Origin of the sequence: Bartonella sp. AP3QHHD, from assembly GCF_042195765.1 — a bacterium.
Lineage (GTDB): Bacteria > Pseudomonadota > Alphaproteobacteria > Rhizobiales > Rhizobiaceae > Bartonella.
Genome location: NZ_JBHIPC010000023.1, coordinates 1 through 18,195, shown reverse-complemented (window position 1 = coordinate 18,195; position 18,195 = coordinate 1). Strand labels below are relative to the sequence as shown.

The 18,195-nt window shown below is 43.1% G+C and carries 17 protein-coding genes and 1 pseudogene; all 18 read left to right on the top strand.

Annotated features, from left to right (window positions below; translation table 11 throughout):
• Positions 1–646 (top strand): annotated as a pseudogene (locus ACFIL7_RS01440) (PBSX family phage terminase large subunit); the annotation flags it as partial.
• Positions 631–2,685, top strand: a complete 2,055-nt coding sequence (locus ACFIL7_RS01435) for a portal protein (RefSeq protein ID WP_375683263.1) — start codon at positions 631–633, stop codon at positions 2,683–2,685. The pseudogene ACFIL7_RS01440 and the gene ACFIL7_RS01435, both read left to right, overlap by 16 nt.
• Before the next feature lie 11 nt (positions 2,686–2,696).
• Entirely contained in the window at positions 2,697–3,608 is a 912-nt protein-coding gene (locus ACFIL7_RS01430; protein ID WP_375633762.1) for a hypothetical protein, read from the top strand.
• A 98-nt stretch (positions 3,609–3,706) separates the two neighbouring features.
• Positions 3,707–4,849 carry a N4-gp56 family major capsid protein gene (locus ACFIL7_RS01425; protein WP_375633761.1) on the top strand — a complete coding sequence of 381 codons (1,143 nt, stop codon included), beginning with the start codon at positions 3,707–3,709 and terminating at the stop codon, positions 4,847–4,849.
• 19 nt (positions 4,850–4,868) lie between these two features.
• A complete protein-coding gene (locus ACFIL7_RS01420; protein ID WP_375633760.1) occupies positions 4,869–5,318 on the top strand; it encodes a hypothetical protein in 450 nt (149 codons plus the stop codon).
• A 72-nt stretch (positions 5,319–5,390) separates the two neighbouring features.
• The gene (locus tag ACFIL7_RS01415; protein ID WP_375633759.1) at positions 5,391–6,089 is read left to right on the top strand and encodes a hypothetical protein; all 699 of its coding nucleotides are present in this window, start codon (positions 5,391–5,393) and stop codon (positions 6,087–6,089) included.
• Positions 6,089–7,546 carry a hypothetical protein gene (locus ACFIL7_RS01410; RefSeq protein ID WP_375633758.1) on the top strand — a complete coding sequence of 486 codons (1,458 nt, stop codon included), beginning with the start codon at positions 6,089–6,091 and terminating at the stop codon, positions 7,544–7,546. The genes ACFIL7_RS01415 and ACFIL7_RS01410 overlap by 1 nt, the downstream gene beginning before the upstream one ends.
• A 41-nt stretch (positions 7,547–7,587) precedes the next feature.
• Positions 7,588–7,971, top strand: a complete 384-nt coding sequence (locus ACFIL7_RS01405) for a hypothetical protein (RefSeq protein WP_375633757.1) — start codon at positions 7,588–7,590, stop codon at positions 7,969–7,971.
• Position 7,972: 1 nt separating this feature from the next.
• A complete protein-coding gene (locus tag ACFIL7_RS01400; protein ID WP_375633756.1) occupies positions 7,973–9,028 on the top strand; it encodes a tail fiber domain-containing protein in 1,056 nt (351 codons plus the stop codon).
• The gene (locus tag ACFIL7_RS01395) at positions 9,028–10,887 is read left to right on the top strand and encodes a hypothetical protein (protein ID WP_375633755.1); all 1,860 of its coding nucleotides are present in this window, start codon (positions 9,028–9,030) and stop codon (positions 10,885–10,887) included. The genes ACFIL7_RS01400 and ACFIL7_RS01395 overlap by 1 nt, the downstream gene beginning before the upstream one ends.
• Positions 10,880–13,093: a hypothetical protein gene (locus ACFIL7_RS01390; RefSeq protein WP_375683262.1), complete on the top strand. Its 2,214-nt coding sequence runs from the start codon at positions 10,880–10,882 to the stop codon at positions 13,091–13,093. The genes ACFIL7_RS01395 and ACFIL7_RS01390 overlap by 8 nt, the downstream gene beginning before the upstream one ends.
• Positions 13,093–14,085 carry a transglycosylase SLT domain-containing protein gene (locus ACFIL7_RS01385; protein ID WP_375633753.1) on the top strand — a complete coding sequence of 331 codons (993 nt, stop codon included), beginning with the start codon at positions 13,093–13,095 and terminating at the stop codon, positions 14,083–14,085. Before ACFIL7_RS01390 ends, ACFIL7_RS01385 begins: the two co-directional genes overlap by 1 nt.
• Positions 14,078–15,055, top strand: coding sequence for a tail fiber protein (locus ACFIL7_RS01380; RefSeq protein ID WP_375633752.1), 978 nt, complete (start codon positions 14,078–14,080; stop codon positions 15,053–15,055). Before ACFIL7_RS01385 ends, ACFIL7_RS01380 begins: the two co-directional genes overlap by 8 nt.
• A gap of 9 nt (positions 15,056–15,064) precedes the next feature.
• Entirely contained in the window at positions 15,065–15,316 is a 252-nt protein-coding gene (locus tag ACFIL7_RS01375; protein ID WP_375610781.1) for a hypothetical protein, read from the top strand.
• Positions 15,317–15,333: 17 nt separating this feature from the next.
• Positions 15,334–17,037 carry a hypothetical protein gene (locus ACFIL7_RS01370; RefSeq protein WP_375634830.1) on the top strand — a complete coding sequence of 568 codons (1,704 nt, stop codon included), beginning with the start codon at positions 15,334–15,336 and terminating at the stop codon, positions 17,035–17,037.
• A 13-nt stretch (positions 17,038–17,050) separates the two neighbouring features.
• The gene (locus ACFIL7_RS01365; protein ID WP_375612619.1) at positions 17,051–17,716 is read left to right on the top strand and encodes a lysozyme; all 666 of its coding nucleotides are present in this window, start codon (positions 17,051–17,053) and stop codon (positions 17,714–17,716) included.
• On the top strand, positions 17,713–17,940 hold the full coding sequence (locus ACFIL7_RS01360) for a hypothetical protein (RefSeq protein WP_375612620.1): 228 nt from the start codon (positions 17,713–17,715) through the stop codon (positions 17,938–17,940). The genes ACFIL7_RS01365 and ACFIL7_RS01360 overlap by 4 nt, the downstream gene beginning before the upstream one ends.
• Positions 17,873–18,079, top strand: a complete 207-nt coding sequence (locus ACFIL7_RS01355; RefSeq protein WP_375633750.1) for a hypothetical protein — start codon at positions 17,873–17,875, stop codon at positions 18,077–18,079. Before ACFIL7_RS01360 ends, ACFIL7_RS01355 begins: the two co-directional genes overlap by 68 nt.
• Positions 18,080–18,195: the final 116 nt, after the last annotated feature.

Genomic DNA, 18,195 nt, shown 5'->3' with positions numbered 1-18,195 from the left:
AGGCGCTTATTATCAAAAGGAAATGTTGGCAGCCGAGCAAGAGGGGCGGATAGGGCGCGTTGCGCGTGATCCTTTAATGCAAATACGCGCCTTTTGGGATATTGGGGGGACAGGCGCTAAGGCAGATGCCACGGCGATATGGATAGCGCAATTTGTTGGTAGAGAGATCAGAGTGCTTAATTATTATGAAGCACAGGGGCAACCGTTATCGGAGCATATAGGCTGGTTGCGTCAAAATGGCTATGAGAAAGCATTGATGGTTTTGCCCCATGATGGTGCGACCAGAGACCGTGTGCACAATGTGAGTTTTGAGAGTGCTTTAAATGATGCGGGTTTTGAAACGCAAGTGATCCCTAATCAAGGGGCAGGGGCGGTTAAGATGCGTATAGAGGCGGTGCGGCGTATTTTGCCGTCTGTTTGGTTTAATGAAGAGATGACGGTAGCAGGGCGCAAAGCACTGAATTGGTATCATGAGAAATGGGATGAGAAGCGCGGCATTGGTTTGGGTGCAGAGCATGATTGGTCGAGCCATGGGGCGGATGCCTTTGGTTTAATGTGCATTGTCTATGAAGCACCCAGTGTCAAACCCAAGCAAGAGCGTTATTGCACTATGGAAAGAGAAGCGGCATCATGGATGGCATTCTAGATCAAGACTTTCAAAAAACGACAATCCTCGATGAATATGAACTCTATAAGCGTTTAAAGTCTTGGTACGCAGAAGATATTGAACATGTTAATGAATGGCGTGAACAGGCGCGTGAAGATTTTGATTTTTATAATGGTCGTCAATGGGCAGAGGAAGATCTTGCGGTTTTAAAAGAGCAACGCCGTCCTGTCATGACTTTTAACCGCATTGCACCCCTTGTGAATGCTATTGTTGGGGCGGAGCGTAATAATAAGCGCGAAGTACAGTTTCAACCACGGCAAATGGGAGCGGCAATACCCAATGAATTGCTTACTGGAGCAGCAGAATGGTTTCGTGATGAGGCAGAGGCGGAATATGCCGATTCCGATGCTTTTCAGGATATGGTTATTTGCGGTATGGGCTGGACAGATACGCGGCTTGATTATGATACAGATCCCGAAGGGATACCTGCTGTTCAACGTTTAGATCCCTTAAAAATGGTTTGGGATGCCAATGCTGTAAGACCAAATCTCATTGACGCACAGCGTATGTGGTATGTTGATCGCAAATCCGTTGAGGATGCGAAAAGTCTTTTTCCTGATGTTGCTGTTGAAGATCTTAACGCCGATTGGGCTATCGATAGTACAACCGCTTCTGAGGATTCTCATGTGTCGCTTGATGCGTATCAAGATGACTCCAATGCGACTTCTCTCTCAGATCCGTATTCTGGGAAACGCTATGTTACGCTGGTTGAATGCCGTTGGTTTGAATATGAGACCACTTACAAGGCGCCTGATCTTCAAACCGGACAGATGCGCAACTATAGCAAACAGGAGTTTGAACAGCTTCAAAGGGTAATGCCACAATTACAAGGGGTGTGTTTTAATAAAAAAGTGGTGAGACGCGCTTTTCTGGGACGACGTCTTTTAGCAAAGCCCGATAAGCCATTAGCACCTGATGGGCAACTTGGGTGGGAGTGTATCACGGGCACGCTGGATAAGCTTAAAAACCAGTTTTACGGGATTGTTCGCCCCGCAAAAGACCCACAAAAATGGTCGAATAAATATTTTAGCCAAGTGATGTATATCCTTAATAGCCAGTCTAAGGGCGGCTTGATGGCAGAACGAGGCGCTTTCGATGATGATCGCCCAGCCATGGAAAGCTGGGCGCGAACGGATACGATTACTTGGGTTAAAAATGGTGCGCTTACAGGAGGGAAAATTCAACCAAAGCCAAGTGCACAATTTCCCAATGGATTTTTCCAGCTGTTTAATGAATCGCGTGAAGCGATAACGCATGTAACAGGGTTATCGGCCGAGTTTATTGGAACACGGGAGGTCAACCAAGCCAATGTGCTGGAAAATACACGCCGGCAATCAACGCTTAATTTGCTTGCGGGGCTGTTTGATAATCTCAAGCTTTATCGGTGTAGGCAGGGAAAGATTATCCTTTATCTCATTCAGAATTATCTCTCTGATGGGCGTCTGGTACGTATTTCTGGACAAGAGAATGCCCAATATGTGCCGTTGACGCGTGAAGCTGTTACGACGCTTGAGTATGACATTATTGTTGATGATTCACCGACAAGCCCCAATGAAAAAGAGAAAACTTTTGCGGCAATTACGCAGATGTTGCCGTTGCTTGGTGGGTTCTTAACACCGGAGATGATTCCAGATCTTTTAAAGCTTTCCCCACTACCGGCAACATTGGTAGCAAATTTAACGGCAAAAGCACAGCAGGCACAACAAGAACAACAGCAACAGCAGATGATGCAACAAAGCCAAGGGGCGCAATTAACTCCAGAGCAACAAGCAAAGATTGCTGTTTTACAGCAAGAAGCGCAAGCAAAGAGCACACTCTATCAACTTGATGCGCAGCAGAAACAAGCGGCATTGCAGCAGAAAAATATCGAACTTTTCTTGAAACAAGAACAAGCGCGCATGCAGCTCGAACTTCAACAGGCAAAAAATGAGATAGCGCAGCGTGATTTAGAACGCAAAGCTTTACAGACACAGTTGGAACACTATCGAGTTTTGACAAAAAATATAATAGCACATTGAAGGGACAGAATATGGAAGAAGAGTTTACGCCAGAAGAACAAGCAATCTATGATGAACATTTTGCCAGTGATAATGCTGTTGAGTTGGTCGAGCCAGAACAAGTTGAGGAAGTTTTTGATGCAGAGGAAAGTTCTGAACAGCCAGCTGTAGAACCACTTCAAGAGCAGCCAAATTCTGATGTAATAGAATCTGATAAACTAGAGCAAGAGCGGCAAGCACGCCAAAAGGCAGAACAAAGCGCCATTGAAGCGCGTGAATTGGCTATTGAACTTGCGCAAAAATATGCCGCAATGCAGGAAGAAATCACGCGCCGCCGTGAGGAAAATATTCCCTCCCTAGAAGACGACCCAAAAGCACATTTTGCATGGCTTAGTCATAAGGTACAAGAACAACAGAAATTGCTTGATGAGTTTTCTCATATGAGAGAGAGCCAAGAGCGCATGAGTCAAGAGGAATATGAACGCCAAAAGTTGGGGGATTATTTCGAGGAAGCCAAAGCGCAAGTACAAGATAAATATCCAGATTTAGACAGTATCACGGACTATCTCTATGAAAGAGCAGACAGTGTCTTACAAGCGCAAGCAAGCCTTTATCCGCAATGGAAAGACCCAGAGGCACGGCAACAACAAATTGGTGCTGAATTGCGCCAAATATGCCAGCAGTGTCAGAAAGCTGGTATAAACCCAATTGAGGTGCTGGTGCAAAAAGCGAAAGCTTTTGGCTATAGTGGAGCGCCAGTTAAGGACGAAGTGGAAGCCCTTCAAGAGCGCTCTCAAGCAGCGCGGACGCTTACAGCGCGCGGCGGGCAAGTTCCAACAGGCGGTATGGATGTGAGAACGCTTTTTTCCATGCCGGAAGCAGAATTTGCAGCATGGGTTGAGAAAAATCCCAAAAAATTTGAACAAATTATGAGCAGAGCATGAAGATGTGCGCAATGGCGCGACAGAGAGAACCAAGTGATTGTTATCGTTTGGGGGTGCCGCAAGGCGAGTTTTAAAAACCAAGAAAGGCATTAATTGAAATGGCAGTAACAGAAGTAAAGCTCAATGACCCATTAGCCGTTGGCGTTTGGGCTAAGATGCTAAACACAGAGACCTCAAAAGCGTTGCCTATTGCACCGCTGATGGGGGAGAGCAAAAACAGCATTATCCAAGTGTTGGATGTGCTAGGAAAATCCGCTGGTGACTCTGTGACGAGCGGATTAAGAGTCCAACTTATGGGGGATGGCGTTAGCGAGGGACAAACGCTGGAAGGCAATGAAGAAGCCCTCCAATTTATGAATGAAAAGGTGCGCATCAACGAGCTTACTCATGCTGTGCGCATCAAATATGAAGGCTCTATTGATCAACAACGTGTTCCCTTTAATTTGCGTAAGGAAGCAAAAGATGGGCTTGTTGATTGGTATGCAGATCGCTTAAGTTTGATGTTCTTCATTCAGGCAGCAGGTTATACAGCACCATGGATTCACTTCGAAGGACGCAGCATAACCCTTAAACCCGTACATTATGGTTTTAATGCTCCATTAGAGCCAAGCAAACTGCGTATTATTCGCCCAGCTAAGAAAAAGACTGATGAAGAACTTACAAAAGACGATGTTTTTACATTAGATCTTATAGATCGGGCTGTTGAACGCGCTAAACTTGCTAATCCACGTTTGCGCCCTGTTCGTGTTGATGGAAAATCGGCATATGTGATGTATCTCCACCCAACACAGGTGACCCAATTGCGTACCAATACCCAGAGTGGTCAATGGTTAGACATTACCAAGGCAGCTTATGATGGCTCTGGAGCTAAGAACCCAATTTTTAATGGTTCTTTAGGGATGTATAACGGTGTCATTTTGCGTGAAGCTGAACATGTCCCCAATGGTATCAATTCAAAGACACAAGAGCCTGTTCCCTCTGTTCGTCGTGCTATTTTGCTTGGTGCGCAAAGTGTTATCATGGCTTATGGGCGCGTTGGCAATGGAGCAACAGGAGGCGATGGGAAAGGGGGAACACGCTATAAACTTGTTGAAGAACTGTTTGATTATCAACGTGAATTTGGGGTTGCAGCTAAAACCATTATCGGCATGAAAAAATCACGCTACACCTTGCCTCATTCTGATCAAGGGGGACAGGATTTTGGTACCATTGTCATCCCTTCTTTTGCTGAAGCAAGCTAATTATTAAAGGATGACAATTATGGCAGAAAAATCGCTAATTACACAGGAACCTGTTGAGACCGTTGAGACTGTTGAAACTGTTGAGATGACAGATGAGGGATTGCCACCTGTTTTGCAGGGACGTAACAACTCTACGCAGCAGGTTAGTTTTTTACGGGCGCGTGTTAAATGTACAGACCAAGGGCTGATAACGAAAATTGGTGTTCTACCCCGTGGGGCTTTGATAAAAAGAATTCAAGTTTATACCATGGCGGATTTTGAAGATGTAAAAGTTATATTTGGAAAAGAACCTAATGGCAATGATTATGGAGAAACAAAGCTTTTGCAATCTTACACCGGCAATGTGCCCCTACCTATGGAGGAACGAGATGTTCCGCTAGAGGCTGAAAATACGATTTACATGACACGAGACAAGCAAAGCACCAAAGGTGATGCTGAGGTGATTGTTGAGTTTTACACTAATCGTTAAAGGCAAGGGGGCGTTTATTGCTTGCGTCCCCCTCCTATACAAGATGCCCCAAGACATTTGGAAGAGGGTGATATGACAATAATAGTACAGACAGGTGGTCCGATTGGAGACAAACAGACCATTACTCCTTGGGATAAAAATTTTATCCAGATGTTAAACGATATTCAGGATGAAATAGATGATCAAACAGATGAGTATGTTGATCAAGTGCAAAGGGCGATATTTTCGGCTATTCGCTTTTGTGAACGATTGCCTTTTTATTTCAATGAAAGCCGCGAAGTTGTTTTTACCACTCTAAAGGGCAAAAGCCGTTATGGCGCCGAGGCACATCCCTCTATAACAGGGGCTGTTCGCATTGTTGATGCTTACGTTTATGAAGATAATCACAGAAAAGCAAAGCTTTTGCAGGTAGATCCTCTTGTTATTGAGAATCTTGAGGATGATTGTAGCCATGGCATGCCTACACGCTATGCTTATTTTGAACAAAAGCTTGTCTTGTATCCAACACCAGAGCGCGTTTATTCTATCAGGCTTATTCTTGACCCTGTAAGAATAAAAGATATTGAGAGTGCACAAGAAGCGTCCATATGGTTTTTAGAAGCCTATGAACTGATCAAAACGCGTGCAAAATATGAAATTTATACCAATATTATTAAAGAACCACAGATGGCAGCGGCAGCTTTTGCCATGTTTCAAGAGCAGCTCGATGCGCTTCAAATTGAAACATCACGGCGCAAGAATTTGTTAAAAATTCAACACACGGATTTCTGATGACCTTTATTCCTATTGCTGAGTATAGACCAGATGTTGCATTTATTAATAGTGGTTATTCTAGTGAGATTGTGAACGTTTTACCTGCACCAAATTCGTATATTCCGTTTCCCATTGTGGCGCCGGTCTCAGATTTTTTTCCGGATGTGATTTTGGGGGTCTATGCTGTGCGCTCATTGGGTGGTGTGCGCATCATTGTGGGTGCACCAACAAAACTTTATGAATATGACAACAGCACGCGCGGCTGGAAAGACATTAGCAAACCTCACACACAATATCACGCCAATGAGACTGCACTTTGGTCTTTTGCCTCCTTTGGTGATCATATCATTGCTGTTAATAGCAATGACCCACCACAAATGCTTTCGTTAAAAACGGATGAAAGGTTTTGTGATTTGAGCGGTAATCCCCCGCGTGCTGGACTTGTGCGTGTGTGGGGTGATTTTGTTTGCCTGATGCAATTAACAGATAAGCCAAACCGTGTTCAGTGGTCCGGTTTGAATGATGCGACACATTGGACAGTTGGGGAGAAAAGTTGCGATTATCAAGATTTTCCCGATGGAGAATATGTTCAAGGGTCTACGGAATCAACAAATCCACTTATTTTTATGCGCTCCGCCATTTATCACGCAACCTTTGTACCAGGCTCTAAAATTATCTTCAGTTTTGCAAAAATAAAAGACAAAATAGGAGCTAAAAGCAGCACAGCAATTGCAAGCCGTGGAGACTGTACTTTTTTTGTCTCTGATGATGGTTTTTATCAAATCAACAGTGCTGGTGAAATGCTCCCTATTGGCTTTGGAAAAGTCGATAAAACTATCTTCACACTTTACAATAACTTTGCCATTGATGAGATGAGGGCATGTATTGATCCGGTCTATTCTCGTGTTTATTTTTCTATTAATGATAACACTGAAGGGATGCATATTTATGTTTATGATTGGCTTTTGCAAATATGGAGTGTCATTAAGGGGCAAAACCTTCTCTTATTTCCCCTTTTTGCAGCCGGTTATACATTAGAAGGCTTAGACGAAGTACAAGAGAGCTTGAAAGATTTACCAGCTTCTCTTGATAGTAAGATGTGGCAAAATGGTGCGCCTGTTTTAGGAGCTTTTACGCCAGACAACACATTTGGTTTTTTTGCGGGTCCTCCGATGGAAGCAGTTATTGCTTCACAAATTGTGGGGGATACGGGCAGGCAAATCAACCTGATGAGTGAGGCTTTTGTTCAAGCGGATACAACAAAAGGTTTTTTAAGTGTTGGGGCGGCTTTTATCATTGATAACAAGAACCAATTAAATTGGGCTAAAGAGCGTTATGCCGGCTATAATATTGGGATGTATAATATCCGCTCACGGGCGCGTTATCACGCCTTGCGTCTGAGAATACCAGAAGGCACGCCATGGACACATATAACAGGCTTTGATGTAACGCTCAAACCCGCGGGCATAAGATGAGTTTTAAGATCTATAATACAGAAAAATGGAGCGCTGAACAAATGGCGCCCTATTTTGACAATGTCATAAAATCGATAGCTTATTTTAATCAAAAATTCCCTGATGATTATAATACAGAAACCATTTTAAACGATATTTTGAAGGGAGAAAAAGTTCTTTGGATTATCGTTGATGCGCATGAAAACTTTATGGCGCATGTCACAACACAGTTACAAGAACTCGTCACTGGAGCATTAAGGGCGGTTGTTGTCACGCTTGGTGGAAAGGGAGGAGCACCCTTAACAAAGCTTATCACTCAGATTGAAGCTTATTACAAGGAAAAAGGGGCAAAAGAGCTTGTCATCATAGGCAGGCGAGGGTGGGAAAAATCTCTTAAATCGCATGGATATTTCGTTAATCTTTTAGAATATAGAAAGCAGCTTTAATATGGGAAAAAGTTCTAAACCAATCCAGAATACCCAAAACACGACGCAAACAAATGAACCCCCTGCATGGGCAAAAGGTATTTTTGAACACGCAGCTCAAGATGCCATGACTTTTTATAACCAAGGCAGCGGAAAAGCCGTTTATGACGGGCAGCGTGTTGCGGGTTTAAGTGATCAAACAAAGAATGCGATTAATGGGCTTAGCAATAATACGCATAACTATGATAACAACACTTTAAATGGATTAGCCACAGGGCAAAATTCAACAAGCCAAAACTTAAAGAACATGGCTTCAGGGCAACAAATAGGCAATAACCCTTACTTTGATGAAGCGCTTCAAAACACATTAAATAAGGCAACAAGCTCTATTAATAGTTCATTGGCAGGTGCTGGGCGTTATGGTTCTGGGGCGCATACTGGGGTTTTGGCTGATGAATTGGGGGGCATAGCAACTCAAGCTCTCTCACAGCAATATAACCAAGACGTCAACAATATGATGCAAGCTAATGGAATGATTGACCAAGCAAACCAAAATCAGTTGGCGGGCGCCAATAACTTCTTTCAAGGTCAAGGTCAGGCAAATCTTAATGCGTTGACGGGAGGGAGTGTACTTGATGCCAATCATCAACGGCAATTAGATGAAGAGCGGCAAAAATGGGAGCAGCAGAACAATCTTGATTGGGACCAGTTAAGTAAGTTGCTTGCAGCTGGTGGGGCTGTTGCTGGAAATTATGGAACGCGAACAGGACAAATGACGACATTGACTCCACAGCCAAAACCTAATCCATGGGAGATTGTTGGAAATGTTGGAACTATCCTTGGTACTTTTGCTGGGCTTAGTGACATCAGAGCAAAAGAAAACATCAGAGAGGCTGGGCAGAGAAATGGCTATACACTCTATGAATACAACTACAAAGGTTATCCAGAGCGCTATCGCGGGGTGATGGCGCAGGATGTTTTGAAGACAAATCCTAAAGCTGTTTTTTTGCATAAGGCGACAGGTTTTTTGCATGTGGATTATAGCAAGCTTGGATTTGAAATGGAAAGGGTGCAGTGATGGAACAAAACAGCTTTAATACTTTATCACTATTTATGAATCCAAAAGTTTTGCGTCCTTTAATACATCAGGGTCTTTTTCAGTTACCTAAATATTTTTTTCAAAAACATTCCACGCCTTCAAACACGCCGTTGGAAGGGCGATACAAGCCAAGTTTTTTAGAACGTGTTGCTTTTAGCACAAACCCTTTTGATGCGAGCAATGGGGATAATACTCCACAAAAATTGAGTCCTACAGAGCTTATTCGCGGTGCTCAAACAGGAGGAGGAGAAGTTGGGAAAAAAACGCCAGCAGAATTGATTATGTCTACGGATGATTTAAAGCGCCAAATGCCTCCATTACCGGATGCTTCAAAGGATACTGTTAAGATACAAGAGGCGCCAGAGCAACAAAAGTATGACTTCTCAGATCAGGGAGGTGTTGCATCAATGATTCCTCAATCTCCACTTGTTGCGAACATTGATCAGTCTAGTGGGGATGAAGCTGGGCGACAGCAAAAAGATGTGATGGATTATATTGCTCAACTTAATGAGAAATCTATAGCGGAAAACTCTTTGAAAAACGATTCTGGAAATGATGAGGAAAAGCTTTTTGATGCACCTATAGGAGAAGAAAAACATTTGAATGCACACTTACCAGAAGAGGAGCATTTAAAAGCAAGTGGTGATCTTGAACAAAAAACAGATTATATCAAGTCACTTGATAACTTTGTTCAGACAGGAGCAAATCCAAGTAGCTTATGGGAGCGTTTTAGAAAATCAGAATTTTCCGAGCATTTAATGGATTTTTTTGCAGGGCTTGCGTTAGGAAAGACACCACAAGAAAGTTTTTCAAATGCATCTATCCTTATGCGGCAGGGCAACAAGGAACGCGCACAACATAAACAAACTTTGCAATTTTTACGCTCTAAAGGGTATAGCGATGAAGATGCGCAAGCACTCACGCAATATCCAGATCTTGCCATGAAAATCATAGGCAACACGTTAAGCCCTCAAGAAGGCTATAGAACATTGACATCAGAAGAAAAGGCAGAGCAGGGATTGCCTGAGGATATGACTTTCCAAGTCTCAACAAGCACAGGGAAAATTATACCTGTCCAAGGAGGACAGCGTTCCACTACTTCTGGATTAGGGGGGAATACCGATGGCATGCTGTCAAAGCCTGAATCAGGTTATATGTATGTTAAGGATGAAAATGCACTTGGTGGCATACGTGCGGTGCCAATTGCAGGCAGTGGTTCAGAACATAAATTAATTCAAGAACAGAAGGAGGAGGAGCGTAAAAACCAACAAATGCAAATGCGAATTCTGGAAACAGCAGACAGGTCAAATCGTATACTCTCAGCATCTAAAGAATTGCTAAAAACTATTGAGGAACACCCGCATGTTGTTGGTTTCACTGGTCCTATAATGTCGATCCTTCCTAATTCTAAGGCAAAAGATTTTGGGCATATGCTCGATTCATTGAAGGCAAGTATCGGGCTTGATGCCTTGAGAAAAGCAAAAGCATTTTCACCAAATGGCGCATCTGGCTTTGGGAATTTGTCTAATATGGAATTGCAAGCATTGCAAAACTCTGTAGCGGCGTTGTATCAAGATCTTTCTGCAGAGCAAATGAAGAAATCTTTAAAAACAGTTATTGACACTTTCAATAAATCCAATGCAGCAACGCGCGCAATTCTTTTTGGTGGTGCAGAAGCAACAAACGAGCTCGTTCGAGCCGCCTATGGGCAAGATGCTTATAAGGGAAATCATGCACAGTCAAATGATCCACTAGAAAAACAGATAGAAGCATTGCCGGAAGGCATGTTGTTCGTTGATAGAGATGGACGCATTAAGGAGAAACAAACCAATGGCTGAAGTAATCCCCCCTCTTATTAATCGTAAAAACACAAGAGTCATTGGGCATATAAGTGACTATACACCAGAACAGCTTCAAGAGCTTTTTTCAAAAAATAAGGAAAGGTTAAGGGGTTCTGTTACAGGAAATAAAGGTGCAACAGAGGAAACAGAAGAAGATGGTCCACATCCAAGTGCTGCGGGTGCTTTTGGATGGGGAGCTCTTCACGGGTTAACCCTAGGCTATGATGATGAATTAGCCGGAATATTAGAGGCGGGTCCTATTGCTTATTGGACGGGAGATAAAGAGGCAGTCAAAAAATATAATGAAGTAACAAAGCGATGGCGTGACTATCAAAGAGCGGCGAACCGAGATCAGTTTTATCTATCTCTTGCGGGGAATTTAGCGGGTGCTGCGGCACCCGTAATTGCTTCTGCTCTCTTTCCACCCGCGGCAGGTGCTACTGCGGCTGCTCGTGCGGCAATTGGGGCTGATGTTGTGCTGGGAGGTAGAGCTGGTGTTGCAGGAGCACAAATAACCAGTAAAGCTTTAGCAGCAGGAGAAAGGGCGGTGCAATCTGCTTTAGCAGAGGGTGCGGAACGGGCAGCGGCAAAAGCTGCAGGTGAAGCAGCAATGAAAGCAGTAGCAAGTAAAGAGGCGGCAAAATTTAGCTTGGGGCGTGCAGCAAAAACTGGAGCCATTTATGGTGGAATAGCAGGCAGTGGTGAGGGAGAAGGGCTTGCAGATACTCTAGTGTCTGCTGGGTTTGGTGCAGGGCTAGGCGTTGCAACACCATTTGTTGCCAGTGGTGTATCAAAAGTGACACCTTTTGTGACAAAATCACTTAAAGCAGCATTGAGAGGACCTATAAGCCCAGCTGAAATGGCAGCAAAAGCAGCGCTAATGCCAGAAAAAGAAGCATTTCAGGTAAGCAATAGAGCGCTTAGGGATGTAAGCCAAACTTTAGGGGATGAAGGTGTTGATAAACTTGAAAGGGCATTAAAACAGCGAGGTCCTGATTCAATGATTATTGATCTTCATGATGGGCTTGCTACAAGAGCTTTTAAGGCAGCAAAAAAAGACCATGATACATATTCGCTCATAAGTAATCGTTTGAATGAAAGGCAAGATGCGAGTGCATTGCGGGTAAAGAATGCGTTGACAGATGTGATGGGTCCAAAAGTAGATACGCTTAATTTAAAGCAAGAGATTATCAAACAAGCACAGAAAAAGGCTGAACCATTTTATGAGAGGGCGAAAGCTTCTCCTATTTCTAATGCTGTCAGTAAAGATTTATCGCGGTTGCAAGAAACTCCTGCCTTCCAAAAAGCCTATAAAAAAGCAATTGCGCAAATGCCAAATGAAGCGGATGCAACAGTTATAGGGAGCAATGGATATCCAAAGCTGAATATGCGAATTTTACATAAGATGAAAGAGGTTTTGGATGATCAAATTAATTCTGCGCGCATCAAAGGAAAACAAGGATATGCGCGAGATTTGACTCTGTTCAAACAACGCATTCTGGACGTTTTGGATACGTCCTCTCCAGATTATGTTAAAGCACGGAAAATTTATTATGACGAGCGTACTATTGGTGATGCCCTCGAGCAGGGAGAGCAAGCGCTGAAGAAGAGCGTTAATCTCGACACAATCAACAGTCAACTTTCGGATTTTGGGTTGATGGAAAAAGAGGCGTTTCAAAAAGGTATACGGTCGCAAGTAGAACATGCGGCAGGCAATGCACAGAATTTTGACCACAATCTTTTGAGTTTGTTTGACACAAAAAATGGTCAAGAAAAATTACAGCGTATTTTTGGTGAAGATAAAGCTAAGCAACTTATGAAAGTGTTGCGACCAGAAGTGGAAAGAACAAAGCTTTTTGCACGATTGCCAAACCATATAGGTGAAGTGGAAGAGAGGGGGGCACAACAGACTATGGGTATAGGAAAGATTGCTTTCATCAAGGCAGTTGTAAAAAATTTCGCAAGAGAATTTGGACGCAAATTCTCAAGCGTCCATAAAGATACTGAGAGAGATATTGCAGCGCTTATAACAGCGCGGGAAAAAGGAGATTTTGGGTTAGCAAGAGAAAAAGCCATTGAATTAATTAAGACGTTTCATGAAGCAGAAAAGAAACGCTTAATAACACGAGAAAATTATACGAAATTCATTAATTTTGTTGGCATTATTTTGAATAGCAGCGTTGATAGAACGGTTATAAACTAATGATCAATTTTCATCCTAAAGTGAAGCGTGCTATCTCACAGGCAGCACAAAAATATGGTTTACCAGAAAGCTTTCTTGAACGTGTTGCTATGATAGAAAGTAATGGTAATCCAAATGCAAAAAATAAGAACAGCAGTGCAGGGGGGCTGTATCAATTTCTCGATTCAACAGCAAAACACTATCAACTGAATGACAAGTTTGATCCCTTTCAAGCAACCGATGCTATGGCACGGTTAACGAAGGATAATACGCGTTATTTAGTCACAGCATTAGGCAGAGAGCCATCAGAGGCAGAGCTTTACCTCGCACACCAACAAGGAGCAGCAGGGGCAGTAAAGCTTATCAAAAATCCACATATTCCAGCAAGCCAGCTTTTAGGTCGACAGGCAGTCACACTCAATGGTGGCAATATGGAAGCTACAGCAGGGGATTTTATGAATCATATTTATGGGCTTTACAATAAAACGGGAGATGCTTTGAAGAGAACGATACAGCAAAACCAAAGCAATGGACAAGCAGCACCAAACGAGGTGGGTCCTTTGCGTGGGTTTGAGAGGCTTCAAAAGACACTTCAAGGTAATCAAGTGGGTCAAGGTGATCAAGGGGGCAACCAATTGATGGCATATGACACGCCATTCCCAAACAGAATGATGGCACCTGAAAGCAGAGACAATTTAACAGGACAGATTATGGAAACCACACCATTGCAAGCACAAGGTATTGATGCAGGTGCTCTTAAAAAGGGCTTTTCCGGTTTGCTTCATTTAATGAGAGAGAATGGAGAACGACAAAAACAGCAGGCACAGATGGTACAGCAACAAATGTTACAGCAACCAGTCATGGCGGGTTTCTCACAATCGACTGGGGGACCGACAGATTTAACACCTCTTATTGATCCTTCTAGGCGGCAATCTGTTGGTTCCTATGGGCGGCAAAAAGAAGAGCAATTGCGCGAAGAGCTATTAAGAAGAACGGGGGCTTATCATGTCTGATATTTATGACTGGTCACTCACAGCTGATCAAAATGCGAATTCCGATAGTATCATTAATTGGGCAGAAGGGCAGCCGCCTAGTTCTGTTAATGATAGTGCGCGGGTCATGATGCAGCGTATACGTGAATATCTTGCCGATAATGGTGGTTCTCTTGACTCAAAGTTTATTGTGAATGGAAAGGAACAAACAACATCAATCACGTTGACGACGGTGTCGCCGATAGCGAAATATAAAAACGATATCATTATCCGCTTTAAGGCGCGTGGTATAAATATTGGTACGACAACAATAAACATGAATAATATAGGAGCAAAGCCACTCTATAAAGCCACCAGCACAGGGATAGTACCATTAACAGGTGGTGAGTTACAAACAAATGGTATTTATGAAATAGTCTATAATGATGGCGTATCAACAAAAGGTCTTGATGGCTGGTATCTTTTAAACCCTACCCCCATTCCACCACCGAAGGTCGAAACCTTTCCTTGTGGTTTTATTGCGACCTTTGCTATGCAAGAAGTCCCAAACGGCTGGCTTTTATGTGATGGCGCTACTTATGAACGCAAGGATTATCCGCAATTATTCAAGGCGATAGGGGATAAATGGGGAAAAAACAGCGATACAACCTTTAAAGTTCCAGACTTTAGAGGAATGTTTTTGCGCGGCTTTGATAATGGGCGCGGTTTAGATCAAAATAGAGACTTCGCAGAGGTGCAAAAAGACAGCATTAAATCTCATACACATGCTTGTACCATTGAAGAGGCAGGTCAACATACGCATAAGCATGATTATTCTATGGTTACAAGAGTTGGTCAAATAGGTGGCAGAAATCCTGCTTTTGGTAATTCATATTATACAAAAGATACACAACCTGCTGGAGTGCACACGCATAAGGTAACTATTTCTTCAACGGGCGAGGCAGAAACACGCCCTGTTAATGTACCGGTTGTTTATGCCATAAAATCGTGAGTTTTTCAAATGATCAATAATCCGTCTGCTATTGATGATATTGCGGACGCGGAGCAAATCCGCGTCCTTTTTTATGCAAGCAATCGAATGGTTCATGCACCCTTAAATAAGGTACTTGATCTTGTCAAAAGCGACATACAGCATGATCTTTTAAGCGCTTTGGCAGAATATAAAGAAGCGACAGATCAACGCATAGAGATCATGCAAAAACTGATTGATGAATTGCAGTCCTCTCTCTCACACAACAAGACAACGAACTGATTAAGGAATGAAACGCGATGCCATTACCCTATCACACACATATATTTAAGCTTGAACCAGCAACAAAAGAAGAAGTCAAAGAAGGTGTTTTAGATAGTAAGGCTCTTGCACCTGTTTCAGTGGGGAGTGCAGCAGCTTATGAGGTAGAATATTTTGCAACCGCTGCTCAAGGAAAAAAGGCTGATGATGCTATTGCAAAGAGAGATATTGGAGCTCTTGCTTACAAAAATAAGGTCACAATTCACGATATTGAAGCAAGTGGTGAAGCGCATGAGAATGCGATTTTATCAGGCGCTGGCTGGGTAAAAATATCGCCTTTAGGGATTGGCGATATGAAGGCTGCTACATATGATCCCGACAATGTGGGGGCAAATGCATTTTCTATGGAAAATATGCACGAGGGTCCTACCAAAAAGATCTTAACCATAGAGGAAAGATCAAAGCTACGATGGTTGAGTTCTACGCAGCCAACGATGGAAAAATGGCGGAGGGGAGATGAAGGTGTTTATTATCCCATATCTCCGGTAGATCTCAAAAATACCATTCGTTATTTTGTAGGCTCAAAGTCTTTTGGTATGTCAAAATCAGTTTATGATCCAGATAAAATAGAAAAAGATGTATTTGATATGGAGAATATGAAGGAAGGGAAAAAGCATCTTATCTTAACTCCTCCAGAACGTGCACAGATTGCAAAAATTGATAAAGTTGAAGATGTTGCACAACAAGGGATTCATGTTGCAAGTGAAGCGAAGAACGTTGCAGATATTGCATTAAGAACAGCAAATGATGCAAAAGCTTATGCAGTAGATGCAAAAAAAACGGCTGAGACAGCACAAAAAACGGGAGACAGTGCAAAAGCTGAGGCAAATATTGCGCAAACAGCAGCCGATAAAGCGCAAGATACAGCACATAGTGTACAGAAAAAAGTTGATCTCATTCAACCTCTTGCCAAACAAGACTGGATTGATGGCACAAAAACAGTGGATGCACTTATCTCACCAGCCAAACTGATGGCTTCAATCAAAGCAAATAGTAGCAATAGCAGCGGCGGTAGAAACAATGGTGGCGGGGTTAGAAAACCTGTTGAAATTCTGATGACAGAAAGCGGAGATATTCCATTGCCTGATGGTATTACTGCTGACACCGATATCGAAGTATGGGCTTGGGGCGGTGGAGGTGGTGGCGTTAAGGATGGCGGCGGCGGCGGCGGTCAATGTGTGCATGTTAAAATGAAAGGTTCTGATTTAGATAAATTAAAAACAGCTTACATTGGTCGTGGTGGTAAAGGTAATGACAGTAACATTTTGTGCAATGGTGGTAGAACAATGATCAAAGGGCTTGTTACAGCAGAAGGAGGATATTCCGTTTCCATGACTCTCGTTAACTTTGGAGGGAAAGGCGGCGATGGAGGAGGAAACAGGGAGGGCAGCAGTGGTGAAAGCTTTATTTTTTCTGGTGGTAATGGTGGAGGGAGTGGAATAGACGGCAAGAGAGCTGGTACTGGTGGAAGTTCTTTTCTTGGCGGCGGCGGCGGCGGCGGCGGTAAATGTAAGGGTTCTATCATGGGGCAGGGTGGTGAGAGTTACAAAGGTGGTAACGGTGGTAGAGGTGGTAAAGAATGTGGCGGCGGCGGCGGTGGATATTTTGATGGGAAACACGGAAGCGACAAAATTGGCGGCGACGGCGGTGATGGAGCAGTACTCATAAAGGTATATTTATAAGGTGAATTGAACAATGGCACGGAAAATAAGTAAAGACTGTTTATACTGTTTAAAAAAGTGGGAAGGTTTGCGCTTGCAGGCTTATCAAGATGCTTCTGGCATATGGACGATTGGTTATGGTCATACGAAAAAAGCCGGTCAACCAACAGTTGTTGAGGGTATGGTGATTACAGAAAAAAAAGCTGAAAACATGCTTTTAGCAGATTTGCGGCAATATGAGAGGGCGGTAGAAAAAGCAGTTTGTGTGAATTTAAGCGACGAGCAGTTCGGCGCTCTTGTTTCCTTTTGTTATAATGTGGGTATTGCAGCTTTCCAAAACTCTACATTGCTTAAAAGGCTTAATCGGGGGGATTATGAAGCGGTACCAACCGAATTGCAGAAATGGACCAAAGCGGGAGGCAAACGTTTACAAGGTCTCGTACACCGGCGTGTAGCAGAGGCAGGGCTATGGGCGAAAGGGGCTTATGTTTCTTCTAATTATCAAACAGTAGAAACGAAACAACCAACAGGGTTTCTCAAAGCAGAAGCATTGGCACCGATTATTGGTTCTTTCTCAGGTCTTGGTGGGTTTTTAGCGGGCAATGGACCAATCCAATGGGCTTTAGCCGCCATTATGGTTTTAGCGGCATGTACTGGCATTTTCTTTGTTGCTAAACGCTTTCAGGAGCACCGCCTATGATCTTATGGATGAAAAGAAACTTGATGGTAACAGGTGCGGCTTTAGCCGCTTTTTTTATTGCCTTAGCAAAAGCTTTTACTCTTGGGAAAAAAGTAGAGCAACAAAAGCAAACAGAAAAAGCTTTAAAAGCAGCCACAACACGGCTTGAGGTGGAAAGTGAAGTTAATCAAAAAAGTGATGCTGATATGCGTGCTGCTCTCTCTCACTGGTTGCGCGACAAATAAATATGCTTCTTCTTGTGTTGGCTGGTTGCCAATTTATTTAGACAAGAAAGATCTGAACGCCATCAGTTCCAATTTAGCAAGAGAGATCTTAAAGCACAATACTCTAGGTGAACGCTTGTGTGGGTGGAAACATGGTTAGAAAAAAATCCAAAAAACACACAGAGCTTACAGAATCAGAAAAAGAAATGCTTCAAGAAATGATCATCACCTATCAAAGCGTGAAAATGATGTCTCGCTTGATGAAGTGGATAGCAT

What these genes read in the sequence shown, in the direction of transcription:
- ACFIL7_RS01395 (WP_375633755.1), top strand. Translation starts at nt 9,028, where the DNA reads ATGGAACAAAACAGCTTTAATACTTTATCACTATTTATGAATCCAAAA.
- ACFIL7_RS01415 (WP_375633759.1), top strand. Translation starts at nt 5,391, where the DNA reads ATGACAATAATAGTACAGACAGGTGGTCCGATTGGAGACAAACAGACC.
- ACFIL7_RS01365 (WP_375612619.1), top strand. Translation starts at nt 17,051, where the DNA reads ATGGCACGGAAAATAAGTAAAGACTGTTTATACTGTTTAAAAAAGTGG.
- ACFIL7_RS01425 (WP_375633761.1), top strand. Translation starts at nt 3,707, where the DNA reads ATGGCAGTAACAGAAGTAAAGCTCAATGACCCATTAGCCGTTGGCGTT.
- ACFIL7_RS01390 (WP_375683262.1), top strand. Translation starts at nt 10,880, where the DNA reads ATGGCTGAAGTAATCCCCCCTCTTATTAATCGTAAAAACACAAGAGTC.
- ACFIL7_RS01360 (WP_375612620.1), top strand. Translation starts at nt 17,713, where the DNA reads ATGATCTTATGGATGAAAAGAAACTTGATGGTAACAGGTGCGGCTTTA.
- ACFIL7_RS01405 (WP_375633757.1), top strand. Translation starts at nt 7,588, where the DNA reads ATGGCGCCCTATTTTGACAATGTCATAAAATCGATAGCTTATTTTAAT.
- ACFIL7_RS01380 (WP_375633752.1), top strand. Translation starts at nt 14,078, where the DNA reads ATGTCTGATATTTATGACTGGTCACTCACAGCTGATCAAAATGCGAAT.
- ACFIL7_RS01420 (WP_375633760.1), top strand. Translation starts at nt 4,869, where the DNA reads ATGGCAGAAAAATCGCTAATTACACAGGAACCTGTTGAGACCGTTGAG.
- ACFIL7_RS01435 (WP_375683263.1), top strand. Translation starts at nt 631, where the DNA reads ATGGATGGCATTCTAGATCAAGACTTTCAAAAAACGACAATCCTCGAT.
- ACFIL7_RS01370 (WP_375634830.1), top strand. Translation starts at nt 15,334, where the DNA reads ATGCCATTACCCTATCACACACATATATTTAAGCTTGAACCAGCAACA.
- ACFIL7_RS01375 (WP_375610781.1), top strand. Translation starts at nt 15,065, where the DNA reads ATGATCAATAATCCGTCTGCTATTGATGATATTGCGGACGCGGAGCAA.
- ACFIL7_RS01385 (WP_375633753.1), top strand. Translation starts at nt 13,093, where the DNA reads ATGATCAATTTTCATCCTAAAGTGAAGCGTGCTATCTCACAGGCAGCA.
- ACFIL7_RS01410 (WP_375633758.1), top strand. Translation starts at nt 6,089, where the DNA reads ATGACCTTTATTCCTATTGCTGAGTATAGACCAGATGTTGCATTTATT.
- ACFIL7_RS01430 (WP_375633762.1), top strand. Translation starts at nt 2,697, where the DNA reads ATGGAAGAAGAGTTTACGCCAGAAGAACAAGCAATCTATGATGAACAT.
- ACFIL7_RS01400 (WP_375633756.1), top strand. Translation starts at nt 7,973, where the DNA reads ATGGGAAAAAGTTCTAAACCAATCCAGAATACCCAAAACACGACGCAA.